At 75.5% G+C, this 14,574-nt stretch carries 17 protein-coding genes; 11 read left to right on the top strand and 6 right to left on the bottom strand.

Going from position 1 to position 14,574, the window contains the following annotated elements:
• Window positions 1-11 precede the first annotated feature (11 nt).
• Window positions 12-566, top strand: a complete 555-nt coding sequence (locus ACU610_RS25090) for a 2'-5' RNA ligase family protein (RefSeq protein ID WP_446770401.1) — start codon at window positions 12-14, stop codon at window positions 564-566.
• Window positions 567-724: 158 nt separating this feature from the next.
• Here ACU610_RS25090 and ACU610_RS25095 read toward each other — a convergent pair whose 3' ends face one another.
• Window positions 725-1,369: an O-methyltransferase gene (locus ACU610_RS25095; RefSeq protein ID WP_446770402.1), complete on the bottom strand. Its 645-nt coding sequence runs from the start codon at window positions 1,367-1,369 to the stop codon at window positions 725-727.
• A gap of 349 nt (window positions 1,370-1,718) precedes the next feature.
• Between ACU610_RS25095 and sigE the strand changes: the two genes are divergently transcribed.
• The 4 genes from sigE to ACU610_RS25115 all read left to right on the top strand — a co-directional run bounded on the left by sigE (window position 1,719) and on the right by ACU610_RS25115 (window position 5,049).
• A complete protein-coding gene (gene sigE, locus ACU610_RS25100) occupies window positions 1,719-2,312 on the top strand; it encodes an RNA polymerase sigma factor SigE (protein WP_446770403.1) in 594 nt (197 codons plus the stop codon).
• Window positions 2,309-2,899 (top strand): anti-sigma factor family protein, encoded by a 591-nt coding sequence (locus ACU610_RS25105; protein WP_446770404.1) that lies wholly within the window; start codon window positions 2,309-2,311, stop codon window positions 2,897-2,899. Before sigE ends, ACU610_RS25105 begins: the two co-directional genes overlap by 4 nt.
• A 98-nt stretch (window positions 2,900-2,997) precedes the next feature.
• Window positions 2,998-4,509, top strand: a complete 1,512-nt coding sequence (locus ACU610_RS25110; RefSeq protein WP_446770405.1) for a S1C family serine protease — start codon at window positions 2,998-3,000, stop codon at window positions 4,507-4,509.
• A 177-nt stretch (window positions 4,510-4,686) separates the two neighbouring features.
• Window positions 4,687-5,049: a twin-arginine translocase TatA/TatE family subunit gene (locus tag ACU610_RS25115; RefSeq protein WP_446770406.1), complete on the top strand. Its 363-nt coding sequence runs from the start codon at window positions 4,687-4,689 to the stop codon at window positions 5,047-5,049.
• A gap of 144 nt (window positions 5,050-5,193) precedes the next feature.
• Here ACU610_RS25115 and ACU610_RS25120 read toward each other — a convergent pair whose 3' ends face one another.
• Window positions 5,194-6,345, bottom strand: a complete 1,152-nt coding sequence (locus ACU610_RS25120; RefSeq protein WP_446770407.1) for an Mrp/NBP35 family ATP-binding protein — start codon at window positions 6,343-6,345, stop codon at window positions 5,194-5,196.
• A gap of 268 nt (window positions 6,346-6,613) precedes the next feature.
• Between ACU610_RS25120 and ACU610_RS25125 the strand changes: the two genes are divergently transcribed.
• Both ACU610_RS25125 and ACU610_RS25130 read left to right on the top strand, forming a co-directional pair.
• Window positions 6,614-7,372 (top strand): AzlC family ABC transporter permease, encoded by a 759-nt coding sequence (locus ACU610_RS25125; protein ID WP_446770408.1) that lies wholly within the window; start codon window positions 6,614-6,616, stop codon window positions 7,370-7,372.
• Complete coding sequence (locus ACU610_RS25130) at window positions 7,369-7,686, top strand: AzlD domain-containing protein (RefSeq protein ID WP_446770409.1); 318 nt, start codon at window positions 7,369-7,371, stop codon at window positions 7,684-7,686. Before ACU610_RS25125 ends, ACU610_RS25130 begins: the two co-directional genes overlap by 4 nt.
• A gap of 104 nt (window positions 7,687-7,790) precedes the next feature.
• Here ACU610_RS25130 and ACU610_RS25135 read toward each other — a convergent pair whose 3' ends face one another.
• Together ACU610_RS25135 and ACU610_RS25140 are read right to left on the bottom strand one after the other, a co-directional pair.
• Window positions 7,791-8,279, bottom strand: a complete 489-nt coding sequence (locus ACU610_RS25135) for a methylated-DNA--[protein]-cysteine S-methyltransferase (RefSeq protein WP_446770410.1) — start codon at window positions 8,277-8,279, stop codon at window positions 7,791-7,793.
• A 253-nt stretch (window positions 8,280-8,532) separates the two neighbouring features.
• On the bottom strand, window positions 8,533-9,147 hold the full coding sequence (locus ACU610_RS25140; protein ID WP_446770411.1) for a MerR family transcriptional regulator: 615 nt from the start codon (window positions 9,145-9,147) through the stop codon (window positions 8,533-8,535).
• A 132-nt stretch (window positions 9,148-9,279) separates the two neighbouring features.
• Between ACU610_RS25140 and ACU610_RS25145 the strand changes: the two genes are divergently transcribed.
• Window positions 9,280-9,690 carry a DUF4188 domain-containing protein gene (locus tag ACU610_RS25145; RefSeq protein WP_446770759.1) on the top strand — a complete coding sequence of 137 codons (411 nt, stop codon included), beginning with the start codon at window positions 9,280-9,282 and terminating at the stop codon, window positions 9,688-9,690.
• Between the two features lie 103 nt (window positions 9,691-9,793).
• On the opposite strand, the gene ACU610_RS25150 is transcribed toward ACU610_RS25145, so the two are convergent.
• Window positions 9,794-10,324, bottom strand: a complete 531-nt coding sequence (locus tag ACU610_RS25150) for a DUF1003 domain-containing protein (protein WP_446770412.1) — start codon at window positions 10,322-10,324, stop codon at window positions 9,794-9,796.
• The gene (locus ACU610_RS25155; RefSeq protein ID WP_446770413.1) at window positions 10,317-11,555 is read right to left on the bottom strand and encodes a magnesium transporter MgtE N-terminal domain-containing protein; all 1,239 of its coding nucleotides are present in this window, start codon (window positions 11,553-11,555) and stop codon (window positions 10,317-10,319) included. The genes ACU610_RS25150 and ACU610_RS25155 overlap by 8 nt, the downstream gene beginning before the upstream one ends.
• A 101-nt stretch (window positions 11,556-11,656) precedes the next feature.
• Here ACU610_RS25155 and ACU610_RS25160 point away from each other — a divergent pair, with 101 nt between their 5' ends.
• The 3 genes from ACU610_RS25160 to ACU610_RS25170 all read left to right on the top strand — a co-directional run bounded on the left by ACU610_RS25160 (window position 11,657) and on the right by ACU610_RS25170 (window position 14,522).
• A complete protein-coding gene (locus ACU610_RS25160) occupies window positions 11,657-12,526 on the top strand; it encodes a PhzF family phenazine biosynthesis protein (RefSeq protein WP_446770414.1) in 870 nt (289 codons plus the stop codon).
• Window positions 12,523-13,497 carry a DMT family transporter gene (locus tag ACU610_RS25165; protein WP_446770415.1) on the top strand — a complete coding sequence of 325 codons (975 nt, stop codon included), beginning with the start codon at window positions 12,523-12,525 and terminating at the stop codon, window positions 13,495-13,497. The genes ACU610_RS25160 and ACU610_RS25165 overlap by 4 nt, the downstream gene beginning before the upstream one ends.
• Before the next feature lie 71 nt (window positions 13,498-13,568).
• Entirely contained in the window at window positions 13,569-14,522 is a 954-nt protein-coding gene (locus tag ACU610_RS25170; RefSeq protein WP_446770416.1) for an HpcH/HpaI aldolase/citrate lyase family protein, read from the top strand.
• Window positions 14,523-14,574: the final 52 nt, after the last annotated feature.

A 14,574-nucleotide genomic window follows, 5' to 3' on the forward strand; every position in this document is an offset into this window, starting at 1 on the left:
AAGGGACCCTCGTGCCCCCCGACCCTCGCTCCGCTCGGGCCGGGCCCCTGCACGAGGGCCGTTCCAGCACGTCGCCGCTGATCGTCACGCTGCTCCTGGACCCCGAGGCCCAGGAGCGGTTCGACCGGCTGCGCGCGGCGCACTTCCCGGTCGAGCGCAACCACCTCTCCGCGCACGTGACGCTGTTCCACGCGCTGCCCGGGGACCACGTCGACGCGGTGTCGGCCGACCTCGCGGACGCGGCGCGCTGCCCGGCGTTCGACGTCGCCGTCACCGGCCTGCGTCTGCTCGGCCGCGGTGTGGCCTACACGCTGCAGGCGCCGGAGCTGACCGCGCTGCGCGCCGGGCTGGCGGCCGCCTGGGAGCCGTGGCTCACGCCGCAGGACGGGCAGCGGCACGCGCCGCACGTGACGGTGCAGAACAAGGTGGAGCCGGCCGTCGCCCGGGCGCTGCGGGACCGGTTGGCCGCGGAGTTCGTGCCGCACCGGGTCGGCGCGCGCGGCCTGGGCCTGTGGCGCTACCTCGGCGGGCCGTGGGCGCCGGTCGCGGAGTACCCGTTCCGCTGACACCGACCTCCCTGCAGTAGACGGACCGCGTCCTCCTCGGGAAGGACCCCGCTCTCCTCACCCCTCGTAAGCTCGGGGCGAGCCTCCGAGGGGGGCCGTCCGGGCTCGGGACGAGCCCCGGGACGGGGCCGCGGCGAGGGCAGGGAGGTCCTGCTCCTTCAGCGGCGCCGGGTGGCGACGAGCAGGCCCGCGCCGATCGGTAGGACGGCGGAGGTCAGGTCCTCGTGCTCGCGGACGGCGCGGGCGACGTCCCGCCAGGCCGCCGTCTGGTCGTCGCGGGCGCGGGGATCGGCGATCCGGTCACCGTCCAGGAGCCCGTGGCACGCCACCGTCCCGCCGACCCGGACGAGTTCGACCAGCGCGTCCAGGTGCACGGCGTACTGGGTGGGCGCCCCGGCGCAGACCACCATGTCGTAGGCCCCCGAGGAGAGGCGGGGGAGGACCTCCCCGGTCGTGCCGAAGATCATCCGGGTGCGACCGGGCGGGTGGCCGGCCTCCGCGAACGCCCGGCGGGTGGCACGCAGCGCCTCGGCGTCGCTGTCGAGCACGGTCAGGACGCCGTCGGGGCGCATGCCCTCCAGCAGCCACAGCCCGGCGACACCGCCGCCGCTGCCGATCGACACCACCGTGCGGGCCGCGGCCCCGGCGGCCAGGACGGCGAGGGTGGCGCCCTCCGCCGGCGTCACGGGCGGCGCGCCGGTCAGCCGCGCCGCGCGGGCCCGGGCCGAGATCAGCGCGGGCGTCTCGGCGGCGAAGCGGTCGGCGTAGGCCGCGCCGTCCCGCCCGGGTGCCTCGGTGCTCACCGCTCTGCTCCGGGCTCGTCCCGCTCCTGGCTCGACGCCGTCAGTCGCCTCCCCGCCCGCTCCGCTCCTCGCTCGCCCGCGCTCGCTGCGATGCTCACTCGCGCTCGGCTCCGGGCACCTCGCTGCGATGCTCGCTCGCCCGTCGTCCTCGAGGCGCTCATCACCGGCCGAGGGTAGTGGCCCGGGGTGTCCCCACCCCGCTGCCGGCACAGCTGTGAGGTCCCTGTGAACGGGAACACCACCCCGAGCCCGGCCCGTTGGAACCATCGTGCGCCCTGAGAGAGCCGCCCCCGCCCGACCCGCCGACGTCGGGGGGTCGACGACGGCTCCGGTCTGCGATCCTGGGACCGTGTCCGACGCCGCCGACCCCGCCCCCGCCGCAACCGAGGCGTGGGTCGCACCGACCTGGGAACAGGTCGTCCGCGACCACTCCGCGCGCGTGTACCGGCTGGCCTACCGGCTCTCGGGCAACCCGCAGGACGCCGAGGACCTGACCCAGGAGACGTTCGTCCGGGTCTTCCGCTCGCTCGCCGACTTCTCGCCGGGCACCTTCGAGGGCTGGCTGCACCGCATCACCACCAACCTCTTCCTCGACATGGTGCGGCGCCGGCAGCGCATCCGGTTCGACGCCCTGCCCGAGGACACCGAGCGACTGCCCGGGACGGCGCCCAGCCCCGAGCAGGTCTACTCGGACACCCACCTCGACCCGCAGGTACAGGCCGCGCTCGACGCGCTCTCCCCGGAGTTCCGCGTGGCCGTCGTCCTCTGCGACATCGAGGGGCTGACCTACGAGGAGATCGCGGCGACCCTGGGCATCAAGCTCGGCACGGTGCGCAGCCGCATCCACCGCGGCCGCGTCCAGCTGCGCGAGGCGCTCGCGCACCTGGCCCCGCGCCGACCGCTGAGCAGCCAGGACGCCGTCGCGGAGGGGAGCGCGGGGTGAACATCCCGGAGAGCCACCTGGCCCAGGAGGCCATCGCCGCTCTCGTGGACGGCGAGCTCGGCGGTGGTCCGGCCGCCCGGGCCGCGCGGCACCTGACCGGCTGCGCACAGTGCCGGATGGCGGTGCAGGCGCAGCGGGAGGCCAAGGAGGCGCTGCACGCCTCGTCCGACGTCGCCGTCCCCGGTGACCTGCTGTCCCGGCTGCGCGCCATCCCGTTCACCGCCGACGTGCCCGGCACCGGCAGCGGGCTCGGCGCGATGAGCGCCGATCCCGGCCAGCTCACCGTCAGCGGCGCCACCGGCTCGTGGTCGGTGCCGCTGACCCCGGCCCCGGCCGACAGCGACCGGCCCGGGCACGCCCGCTGGCTGCGCCGCGGCTTCGTCGGCGTGCTCGGCGTCCTCGGCATCGGGGTGACCGCCCTGGCGTTGAACCTCCCGATCGACAGCTCCGACGGCACCGGCCCGTCGCCGGACTCGGTGGCCCGCGGCTCGTTCGAGGAGCGCACCGAGATCGTCCCGCCGGTGGTCCGCACCACGACCATCGGCACCGGCGTCGCACCTCCCGCGCACCCGGGCGGGACGCCCTGACCAGCCGCGCCGGCACCCCGTCCGGGGAGGACCCGCTGGACCCGCACAGCTCCGGCGTCCCCCGCACCCCCGGCGGGGACGGCCGCTCCGAGCCGACCGTGCCCGACGAGGCCTTCGCGCGGCCGCGGGACGGCGTCGGCGGCTTCGACCCGCCACCCCGCCCGCAGCCCGCGCCGGCGCGGACACCCGCGCCCACCCCCGCCCAGCAGGCCGCCTTCGGGCGGCCCGCCGCCGTGCAGGGCGGCTTCGCCGGTGACCGGCCGCTCCCGCCGGCCCGCCCGCTGCCGCCCCCGCCGCCCGAGGCGGTGCTGCGCGCCTTCGCCCCGGCACCCGGCCAGGGCGGCCTGCAGGAGCCACCCGGCGGCCGGCCCGGACGGCGGCGCACCGCCACCGGCCCGTGGTGGAAGTCCGACGCGCGCTCCGACCCGTGGCGCGACCCGCACGCCCCGGCCGGCCTCACCGGCCCGGCCGTGTTCGAGGAGCCCGAGCAGCAGACCGGCCCCGTCGTCGTGGACGCCAAGGGGCGCCGGCGGCTGCGGCTGGCCGACGTGTCGATCCGGCTGGCGGTCCTCGCCCTGCTCGCGGTGCTCCTGACCGGGCTGGTCGGCGGCGCTGCCGGCTACTGGCTGACCCGCACCGCCGACGAGTCGCCGCTGCTGGCCCCGGGCACCCAGCTCAGCGAGACCGACGAGGGGATCGCCCGCGAGCCGGGCTCGGTGTCCGACATCGCCTCGCGGGTCACCCCGGCCGTGGTCTCGGTCGAGGTCCGCATCGGCGAGGCCGGTGCCACCGGGTCCGGGGTCGTCATCGACGGCGCGAACGGCTACATCGTCACCAACAACCACGTCATCTCCGGCGCCGACGGCGTCGAGGGCGCCGAGATCCGGGCCGTCTTCTCCGACGGCAGCGGGTCGGCGGCGCGCATCGTCGGCCGTGACCCGGCCAGCGACCTCGCCGTCCTCAAGGTGGAGAAGCCCGGCCTGCTCACCGCCGCGCTGGGCAGGTCCGACGGGGTCGTCGTCGGCGACCCGGTCGTCGCGATCGGCTCGCCCCTGGGCCTGGCCAGCACGGTGACCAGCGGCATCGTCAGCGCGCTGGACCGGCCGGTGCGGCTGGCCGGCGAGGGCAGCGACACCAACGCGGTGATCAGCGCGGTGCAGACCGACGCCCCGATCAACCCGGGCAACTCCGGCGGTGCGCTGGTCAACGGCGCCGGCGAGGTCATCGGCATCAACACCGCGATCGCCTCGCTCGGCGGCGGCAGCGTCGGCCTCGGCTTCGCCATCCCGGTCGACACCGTGCGCGACATCTCCGAGCAGCTGATCTCGACCGGGCGCGCGGTGCACGCCTCCCTGGGGGTCAACGCCCGCTCGGTCACCGACGGCACCCGGGACGGCGCGCTGGTGGTCAACGTCGAGCCGGGCAGCGCGGCGGCCGAGGCCGGCATCCGGGAGCAGGACGTCGTCATCGCCGTCGAGGGAGAGCCGGTCGGCAGCTCCGAGGAGCTGGTCGTGGCCGTCGACGCCCACGACCCGGGGGAGACGATCAGCCTCGAGGTGGTGCGGGGGAGCTCCTCGACGACGGTCGAGGCCACCCTCGACGAGGCCTGAGGAAGCACCCCTCCTCCCCACCCCTTCGCAGGCTCAGGATGGGGCCGACGGGACCCTGCAGGGGCGGCGGGACCCGGGACGGAGTCCCTCAGATCGGGGCACTGACCGCGGCGGGGGCGCAGCCTAGGCTGGACACGCGTGACGGCCGGACCGGGCGCACGAGGAGGGGAGCGGCGCGTGTTCGACTCGATCGGCTGGGGCGAGATCGTCGTCCTCGCCCTCGCCGCGCTGTTCATCTTCGGGCCCGACCGGCTCCCGGACCTGGCCAAGGACGCCGCCGCCGGGCTGAAGAAGGTGCGCGCCGCGATCACCGGCGTCCGGGCCCAGGTCGACGAGTCCCTGGGCGACGACCTGGCCAAGCTGCGCGACCTCGACCTGCGCCAGTACCACCCGCGGACCTTCATCCGGAACCAGCTGTTCGCCGACGACGACGCGCCGCCGCGCGCCTCCGGGGCCACGGCCGCGACCACGGTGGCCGCCGCGGCGGCCCGCACCCGCGACCACGCCGCCCCGCCCCCGTTCGACCCCGACGCGACGTGATCTGACGTCCCGCCTGGCGTTGCCGGGGTTCCGCGTGGACCGCGGGTGCTGCAGGGCCGGCATCCCACGAGGAACGCAGGCCATGGCCAGGGACGCCGAGAGGCCCGGCTCCCCAGGAGGGGAACCGGGCCTCTGCCGGTCAGCTCAGTGACGGACGGGCGTGAGCCCCAGCGACATGCCCGACAGGCCGCGCTGGCGGGTGGCCAGGCCGTCGGCGATCGTGGCCAGCGCCTGGGCGGCGGGGGCGTCGGGGTCGGCCAGCACGACCGGCGCACCGGCGTCCCCGGCCTCGCGGACCCGGGTGTCCAGCGGGATCTGGCCCAGCAGCGGCACCCGCGCACCGAGGGTGCGGGTGAGCGCGTCGGAGACCGCCTGGCCGCCGCCGGAGCCGAAGACCTCCATGCGCGAGCCGTCGGGCAGCTCCAGCCAGGACATGTTCTCGATGACGCCGACCACCTGCTGGTGGGTCTGCGTGGCGATGGCGCCGGCCCGCTCGGCGACCTCGGCGGCGGCCAGCTGCGGCGTGGTGACCACGAGGATCTCGGCGTTCGGCAGCAGCTGCGCGATGGAGATCGCCACGTCGCCGGTGCCGGGCGGCAGGTCGAGCAGCAGGACGTCGAGGTCGCCCCACCACACGTCGGCGAGGAACTGCTGCAGCGCGCGGTGCAGCATCGGCCCGCGCCACACGACGGGGGTGTTGCCCGGGGTGAACATGCCGATCGAGATGACCTTCACGCCGTAGGCCTGCGGCGGCATGATCATGTTGTCGACCTGGGTCGGCTTGTCGTCGACCCCCAGCATCCGCGGCACCGAGTGGCCGTAGATGTCGGCGTCCACCACGCCCACCGACAGGCCGCGCTTGGCCAGCGCCGCCGCCAGGTTGACCGTGACCGACGACTTGCCCACGCCGCCCTTGCCCGACGCGACGGCGTACACGCGGGTCAGCGAACCGGGCTGGGAGAACGGGATCACCGGGTCGGGCGCATCGGTGCCCCGCACCGTGCGGCGCAGCTCGGCGCGCTGCTCGTCGCTCATCACGTCCAGGCCCACCTGCACCGAGGTGACACCGGGGACGGCGGAGACGGCCTGGGTGACCCGGCTGGTGATCGTCTCGCGCATCGGGCAGCCGGCGACGGTCAGGTAGACCTCGACCCGGACGGTGCCGTCCTCGGCGATCTGGACGTCCTTGACCATGCCGAGCTCGGGAAGCGGTCGGTTGATCTCCGGGTCCTGGACGGTGGCCAGTGCGGCGTTGACGGCGTCGAGCGCCGGCGCGCCGGTCAGCGGGGCGGACATGGTGTGCGTCTGTCTCCTTCGACGGTGGACCCGGTCCGGTCCGCCGAGGAACGGCGGTGACCTGCGTTCACGGGCCTCCTGCCACTGTACGGCCGTCAACCGGCCCGGCCGCCGTCCGGAGGGTGATCTCCTACGCAGCCCCGACGACGGCGGCCGCCACGGACCTGCACGCACGGCGCCGCGGGGTCCCGCCCACGGCCCGGCGACCCGCCGGTGTCCGTCCCGAGGGGGGCCGGGTCCGTCCGGGGGGCTGGTTAGCCTCGCTGCCGTGCCCGACGCCCGCACCGCCACCCTCCGCGACGCCGTCGGGCTGGGGTCGGCGGTGGGCCTCTACGGCGTGGCGTTCGGTGCCGCCGCGAACGCCGCCGGGCTCGACGTCTCGCAGGCGCTGGTGCTCTCGGCGGTCATGTTCACCGGCGCCTCGCAGTTCGCGCTGGTCGGCGTCCTCGGGGCCGGGGGCGGGGGGCTCGCCGCGATCGGCAGCGCTCTGCTGCTGGGCACCCGCAACACCGTCTACGGCGTCCGGCTCGCCCCGCTGCTCGCCCCGCGCAGCGGGCTGCGCCGGGTCGGCGCGGCGCACTGGGTGATCGACGAGACCACCGCGATGGCCGTCGCCGCGCCCGACCGGGAGCTGGGCCGGCTGGCGTTCTGGGCCACCGGCGCGACCATCTACCTCGGCTGGAACCTGACGACGGTCCTCGGCGCGCTCGGCGCTTCCGAGCTCGGGGGGACGGCGCAGGCCGCGCTGGACGCCGTCGTCCCCGCCGCCTTCCTGGCGCTGCTGTGGCCGCGGCTGACGCGCGGCTTCCCCGAGGCCGCGGTGCAGCGGCGGGTCGCTCTCGGCGGCGCGGTCGTCGCGCTGCTGCTCACCCCGCTGGTGCCGGCCGGGGTGCAGGTGATCGCCGCCGTCGTCGCGGTGGCGCTGGCCGGGCGGCCGCGGCCGGAGGCGGGCGAGCTCGCGAGCTCACCCGAGGACGGAGCGGCCCCGCCGACGCGGTCGACGGGCGCCGGTGAGGAGGACTCGTGAGCAGCGCGACGCTGTGGACGGTGGTCCTCGTCGCGGCCGTGGGCTGCTACCTGCTCAAGCTGGCCGGGCTGTCGGTGCCGGCCGCCTGGGTCGAGCGGCCGTGGGTGACCCGCGTCGTGGAGTTCGTCCCCGCGGCGCTGCTGGCCGCGCTGGTGGCCGTCCAGGCGGCCACGTCCGGGCCCGCGCTGGTGGTCGACGGGCGGCTGGCCGGGTTGGCGGTCGCCGCGCTCGCGCTGGCGCTGCGGGCGCCGTTCATCGTCGTCCTGGCGCTGGCCGGGGCGACCGGCGCGCTGGTACACGTCCTCACCGGCTGAAGGAGGCCCCCTGCTCCCCGCCCCTCGCAGGCTCGCGGCGGGACCCTGCAGGGGGCCGCGCACGATCGCCCGGTCCGCCCCACCCCGAACGGCGCCGCCGCAGGTCAGAAGAGCCGGTCGGCGCGCTGCTCCAGGTCGAGCAGGAAGCGCTTGCGAGGTAGCCCTCCGCCGAACCCGACCAATCTGCCGTCGGGGCCGATCACCCGGTGGCAGGGCACCACGACCGCGATCGGATTCCTCCCGTTCGCCGCGCCGACGGCCTGGGCGCCGCCCGGCTCGCCGACCGCCTCGGCGACGTACCCGTAGGAGCGGGTCTCGCCGTACGGGATGCGGGTCAACTGGTCCCACACGGCCAGCTCGAAGGGGCTGCCGACGGGGCGCAGGGGCAGGTGGAAGGCGGTCCGTTCGCCGGCGAAGTACTCGGCGAGCTGGCGCGCGACGTCCTCGAACCCCGTGTCGGCCCGCTCGCCGAGCGCCTCCGCCGCGAGCGCGCCCGGAGGCGACATCGCCAGCCGCACGAGCGCGCCGTCCCCGTCGCGGACGACGGTCAGCGGGCCGATCGGTGACGGCACCACGGTGTGCGTCCTGCTCATCGTCATCGTCCCCATGCCCGGTGGACGACTGATCGGCGCCGGACGTGAGGTCCTCCTCGGGTGGAGACCGTAGAGCGGGGGACCGACAGGAATCGGCCGAGCGCCGACCGGCTCCCTGGCTGTCCGGCGCGGCGGGCGGCCGGGTCGGCGGGTGTCACGCAGGATGCGGGTGCAGTCGACCCGGTGGTCCTGCTCGCAGCCGCGACCTGGCCGGCCGGGGCGCGCCGTCCTGGCCACGCTGCTCGCTCGACCCTCAGCAGTCGTCCGGGAACCGGCGGCGGGAGGCGTCCTCCTGGGCCAGCCGGCGCAGCGCCAGCAGCACCGGCTCGAGCAGCACGGTGTTGACCGCCACGAAGCGGACGGCCTCGGCCACGGAGCCGGTCGGCACCTCGGCGACGTCCTGCTCGCCGATCCGGCCGGCGGCCTCGGCATAGCGGTCGAGCAGCTCGTCGGTCGGTGCCGCGCCGGCGGCGCGCAGCGCATCCAGGGCGCCGGCGAGCGCGACGAGGGCGGGGGAGTCCTCGGCCACCCGCCACCCCTGACGCCGCAGCACGGCGCGGGCCTGCTCCACGTCGACCTGCCCCTCGGACCCCACGCCGGGCAGCGCCCGGTGGGCAGCGCCCAGGGCCGCGTGCACGGAGGTGCCGGGGGTGTCGACGGCGGCCAGCACCGTCCGGGCCCGGGCGACGGACAACCGGCCCGGCCCGAGGAGGGCGCGGACCAGCCGCAGCCGCTCCAGGTGGTCCTCGCCGTACCGCGCCCGGGTCGCACCGGTCAGCTCGCCCGACGGCAGGAGCCCCTCGCGCAGGTAGTACTTCACGGTCGCGACCGGGACCCCGGCCCGGCGGGCCAGCCCGGAGATCTGCACGTGTCCTCCTTGACGTTGGATACCTGCACTCTCCAATATTGGAGAGCATCACTATCCAACCAGGAGGACGTCATGGCACGCATCGCCCGGGGCCGCTAGACCCACGCGCACGAGGGGGACCTGACCGTCTTCCTGATCGGGATGCGCATCAACGCGCTGCACCGCCCCGACGCCTGGCTGCCCACCCTGGCCGCCATGGGCCCCATGCTCGCCGAGCTCGCGCGGGACCCCGACTCGGGCTTCCTCGGCTACCGCATGACGCTGGGCTGGCGAGGGCCGGTGCTCGTCCAGTACTGGCGCAGCGTCGAGGACGTCTACCGCTACGCCACCGACAGGGGGGCGCGGCACCGCCCGGCGTGGACCGCCTTCAACCGGCGTGCCCGCCGCATCCCGGGTGCGGTCGGGGTCTGGCACGAGACCTACCAGGTCGCTCGCGCCGAGAGCGTCTACGTCGACGTGCCGGTGCAGGGGCTGGCCGCCGCCACGGGGGTCCGTCAGGTGACCAGCCGGCTGGACCGGGCCGCCGCGCGCCTCGCCGGCTGACAGAGGATCCTCCGGGCACCGCCCCGAGCCTGCGAGTCGTGGAGGTCGGCCACCCTCCAGGGGCCCGCGCCGAGCCTGCGAGGGGTGGAAGGGTGGTCCTCCTTCAGCCGGCCGCCTCGCGGGCCGCGGCCTCCCGCTTCCTCCTGGCCTTGCGCTCGCGCCGTTCGGCCTCCTCGGGACTCTCCTCGGTCATCCGGTTGAGCTCGCCCCGGATGAAGTCGCGGGTGGCCAGCTCGCCGATGGCCACCCGCAGCGCGGCCAGCTCGCGGGCCAGGTACTCGGTGTCCGCGCGGGTCTGCGCCGCCCGCGCGCGGTCCTCCTCGGCCTGCACCCGGTCGCGGTCGGCCTGCCGGTTCTGCGCCAGCAGGATCAGCGGCGCGGCATAGGCAGCCTGGGTGGAGAAGGCCAGGTTGAGCAGGATGAACGGGTAGGGGTCCCACTGCAGCCGGATGGCGAAGACGTTGAGCAGGATCCACACGATCACGATGACCGTCTGGACCGCGAGGTACCGGCCGGTGCCGAGGTACCGGGCGATGCCCTCCGCGTACCGGCCGACCGCGTCGGGGTCCAGGCGCAGGAAGGTGCCGAAGTGCCGGGCGCCTCGTGGGACGTCGAGCCGGCGGCCCTCAGCCACGGCGGGCCCGCTCGCGCCAGTCCTCGGGCAGCAGGTGGTCGAGGACGTCGTCCACGCTCACCGCGCCGACCAGGTGGCCCTGCGTGTCCACGACCGGGGCGGCGACCAGGTTGTAGGTGGCGAAGTAGCGGGTCACCTCGGCCAGCGGCGCCTCGGGCCGCAGCGGCTCGAGGTCGTCGAGCACCCCGCTGACCAAGCTCGACGGCGGCTCGCGCAGCAACTGCTGGATGTGCGCCAGGCCGAGGTACCGGCCGGTGGGGGTGGCGGACGGCGGCCGGCAGACGTAGACCTGGCTGGCCAGCGCCGGGGTCAGCGCGGGGTCGCGGACCCGGGCCAGCGCCTCGGCGATCGTGGCGTCCGGGGTGAGGATGACCGGTTCGCTGGTCATGATCCCGCCGGCGGTGTCCTCGGAGTACTGCAGCAACTGGCGCACCGGCTCGGCCTCGTCGGGCTCCATGAGCTCCAGCAGCCGGTTGCGGTCGACGTTGGAGAGCTCGGCCAGCAGGTCCGCGGCGTCATCGGGGTCCATGACCTCGAGCACGTCGGCCGCCCGGCCCTCGTGGAGGGTGCCGAGGATGGTGATCTGGTCGGCCTCGGGGAGCTCGCCGAGCACGTCGGCCAGCCGCTCGTCGTCCAGGGCCTCGGCGACCTCGTGCCGCCGCTTGATCGGCAGGTCCTGCAGCGCGTGGGCGAGGTCGGCGGCGTTGAGCTCGCGGTAGGTGGCGATCAGCGTCTCGGCGCCCTGCCCGGCCTGCGGCAGGGCCAGCCCGGTCACCTCGTCCCACTCGAGCTGGTGCAGCTGGCCGCGGCGGCCCAGCCGGCCCGGCTCCTGGACGGCGAGGCGGGAGAGCACCCAGTCGCCGGTGCGGGTCTGCTCCATGCTCGCGTCGACCACCGTGGCGGGCCGGCCGGACTCGGTGATCTGCACCCGCCGGTCGAGCAGTTCACCGAGCACCAGCGTCTCCCCGCGACGCTGCTCGAAGCGCTTGAGGTTCAGCGTGCCGGTGGAGAGCACCACCGCTCCCGGGTCGACCGCGGTCACCCGGCCCATCGGCACGAAGATGCGACGGCGGGCCACGACCTCGACGACCAGGCCGAGCACGCGGGGCGCCGCGGTCCCTACGCGCAGCGCCACCACCACGTCGCGGACCTTGCCGACGCGGTCGCCGTTCGGGTCGAAGACGGGCATCCCGGCGAGCCGGGAGACGTACGCCCTGGTCGCCGTCGTCACGGGTCCTCCTCGCTGGCGCTCGTCGGCCCCGTGCCGGGCGTGCCGTGCCCGTGCGTGACCTCGCCAGCCCGGTCACCGAGGCCTGAGGCTACCGTCGAGCCGTGGCTGCCCCCGGAGAGCTGGACTACGAGGTCGTCGACGTCTTCGCACCGCGCGCCTTCGCCGGCAACCCGCTGGCCGTGGTGTTCGACGCCGACGGGCTCTCCACCGAGCAGTGCCAGGCGCTGGCCAACGAGTTCCACCTGTCGGAGACGTCGTTCCTCTCGGCACCCACCGAGCCCGGCGCGGACTATCGCGTCCGCATCTTCACGCCGTACGCCGAGCTGCCCTTCGCCGGGCACCCCAGCGTCGGCGCGGCGTCCGCGCTCGTCCGCGCCGGCCGGCTGCCCGCCGGCACCCTGCGGCAGGAGTGCGGCGCCGGCGTCCTCGACGTGGTCGTGGACGACGACGGCGCGACGCTGTCCGGCGGACGGCCCACCGTCGAGGACGGGCCGGACCCGGCCGCGCTGACCGAGGCCCTGGGGCTCTCCGCCGCCGACGCCGTGGGACTGCCGGCGCACGTCGCCGGGTGCGGCCTGCCCTTCGCCTTCCTCGCCGTCCGACCCGAGGTGGTGGACGACGCCGCGCCGGACCCCGCGCTGCTCGGCGGACACGGCGTGGGGGAGGGGGTCTCGGTGCTCTCCTGGGACGGCGCGACCGGCGCCGCCCGCGCCCGCGTCTTCGCCGCCGACCTGGCCTGGGGCGAGGACCCGGCCACCGGCTCGGCCGCGCTGGGCACCGGTGTCTGGCTGGTCGCCACCGGCCTGCTCGCGCCGGAGGGGACGTCGTCCTACGTCCTGCACCAGGGCGAGGCGATGGGCCGCCCCTCGGTGCTGTCGTGCACGGTCACCGCCTCCGGGGGCCGCGCGGTCGCGGCGACCGTCCGCGGTGCGGTGGTGCCGGTGGCCCGCGGACGCATCCGGGTCCCATGACGGGCCCGCCTGCCCCCCACCACTCGCGAGCTCGCGGCGGGTCCCTGCAGGGCGGCCGCCCGGCCAGCGCCTGGGCGCTGCACCGGCCCGGTGGGCGCGACGTCGCGATCATGGCGGTCGGGGTCGTCGGCGTCTCGGTGTCGGCGCCGCTGACCACGATGCTGGCCGCGCCGATGCTGGCGCTGGCGTTCTGGCGGAACGTCGGCGGGGCAGCGGCCCTGCTGCCGGTGCTGCTGCTGCGCGAGCGGTCGGTGCTGGCCGGCTTGCGGCCGCGCGACCTGACCAGTTCCGTCGTCGCCGGCCTCTTCCTCGCCGCGCACTTCGCCGCATGGCTGCCCAGCCTGTCGATGACGACGGTCGCGGCCTCCACCGCGCTGGTGACCACCACCCCGATCTGGACGGCGCTGGTCGCGCGGGTCAGCGGGGTGCGGCTGCCCGCCGCGACCTGGTGGGGGCTGGTGCTGGCGGTGGTCGGCGTGGCGCTGATCGCCGGGGTGGACGTCATGGTGAGCCTGCGGGCCCTGGCCGGTGACGGGCTGGCGCTGCTGGGTGCGATCTGCGCCGGCGGCTACGTGCTGGCCGGGGCACGCGCCCGGCAGCGGCTTCCCACCTCGGCGTACGCGGTGGTCTGCTACTCGGTGTGCGCCGCGGCGATCGCGGTCGCCGCGGTCGCCGTCGGCAACCCGCTCGTCGGCTTCGCCGCTCGCGACTGGCTGCTCGTCGTCGCGATCACCGTCTGCGCCCAGTTGCTCGGGCACACGCTGTTCAACCTGGTGCTGTCCTCGGTCGGCCCGACGATGGTCAGCCTGGTGATCCTGCTCGAGGTGCCCGGCGCCCTGCTGTTCGCGCTGGTGCTGCTGCAGCAGGTGCCCCCGTTGCTGGCCCTGCCCGGGGTCGCGTTGGTCGTCGTCGGCGTCGCCCTCGTCGTGCGGGCGAGCCGTCCCACGGGCCTGGCCGAGCCGGGCACCTGAGCGCCTCCGAGGCCGCCTCGGGCCGTCGCTACCCTTCGGTAGCTGACAGATCACCTAGTAGCGGAGGCACCGTGGCCGAGCTCCGATCCCGCCGTTCCAACCTCGCCGTCCCCGGCAGCAACCCCCGCTTCCTGGAGAAGGCCAAGGGCCTGGGCGCCGACCAGGTGTTCCTGGACCTGGAGGACGCCTGCGCACCGCTGGCCAAGCCCGGTGCCCGCAAGAACATCGTCGCGGCGCTGAACGAGGGCGGCTGGGGCGAGAAGATCCGCACCGTCCGGGTCAACGACTGGACCACGGAGTGGACCTTCACCGACGTCATCGAGGTCGTCGGCGGCGCCGGTGGGAACCTCGACTGCATCATGCTGCCCAAGGTCGCCGACGCCGCTCAGGTGCAGGCGCTGGACATGCTGCTGACCCAGATCGAGAAGGCCAACGGCCTGCAGGTGGGCCGGATCGGCATCGAGGCGCAGATCGAGACGGCGCAGGGCCTGATCAACGTCAACCAGATCGCCTTCGCCAGCCCGCGGATCGAGACGATCATCTTCGGCCCGGCCGACTTCATGGCCAGCATCAACATGAAGTCGCTGGTGGTGGGGGCGCTGCACCCGGACTACGCCGGCGACCCGTTCCACTACATCCTCATGCAGATCCTCATGGCCGCCCGCGCCCGCGGCGTACAGGCCATCGACGGCCCCTTCCTGCAGGTGCGCGACGTCGACGCCTTCCGCGAGGTCGCCAAGCGCTCGGCCGTCCTCGGGTTCGACGGCAAGTGGGTGCTGCACCCCGGCCAGATCGACGCCGCGAACGAGATCTACGCGCCCTCGCAGGCCGACTACGACCACGCCGAGCTCATCCTCGACGCCTACGACTGGTACACCTCGGAGGCCGGCGGCACGAAGGGCTCGGCGATGCTCGGCGACGAGATGATCGACGAGGCCAGCCGCAAGATGGCGCTGGTCATCGCCGGCAAGGGCCGCGCCGCCGGGATGCAGCGCACCTCGTCCTTCACCCCGCCGGAGAGCTGACGCCCAGGCAAAGGAGGCTCTGCATACGTCTGCCGGCCGTAAGACGTAGGCA

The organism is Geodermatophilus sp. URMC 61 (assembly GCF_052931555.1).